The sequence below is a fragment of the Pseudomaricurvus sp. HS19 genome (genome assembly GCF_009857815.1).
GTDB lineage: Bacteria > Pseudomonadota > Gammaproteobacteria > Pseudomonadales > Cellvibrionaceae > Pseudomaricurvus.
The window spans coordinates 1-436 of record NZ_WVVW01000030.1 but is presented as its reverse complement, the minus strand read 5'-3'; the positions used below and the strand labels follow the sequence as shown (position 1 = coordinate 436).

The 436-nt window shown below is 53.0% G+C and carries 1 protein-coding gene; it reads left to right on the top strand.

Annotated elements, in window-relative coordinates; genetic code table 11:
* Window positions 1–436, top strand: a 436-nt coding sequence (locus GSF27_RS17700) for a VCBS domain-containing protein (RefSeq protein WP_202410534.1), incomplete at both ends; no start/stop codon positions are given.

The following is a 436-nucleotide window of genomic DNA, read 5'->3' as shown; positions in this document are numbered from 1 at the left end:
GTGGATGAGGGTGGTGCACAAATTCAGGGTCAGCTCACCGCGACCGACCCGGACACCGGCGATACACGTACATTCAGCACAACCGCCAGCGTCAATGGGTTCACGCTGAACAGTGATGGTAGCTGGAGCTTTAACCCATCGGATAATACCTATAACCATCTTCCCGATGGCAAGGTTGAAACGCTGAATATCCCGATCACTGTCACGGATGCGGCCGGAGCTACTGGCACAGGCACACTGACGATCGAAATTAAGGGTACCAATGATGCTCCGTTTGTGAGTGGTCCCTCAGTATTTTCCCTTGTGGAAGACGGGCGAGTCTTCTCGAGCCGAATAGCCGTCAATGATATAGATGATGGTGAGCACGGTGCTGGAGCGATCTTTAGCACTACGTCTACTGAGCCGGGTTTCACCTTGCAAGCGGATGGTCATTACA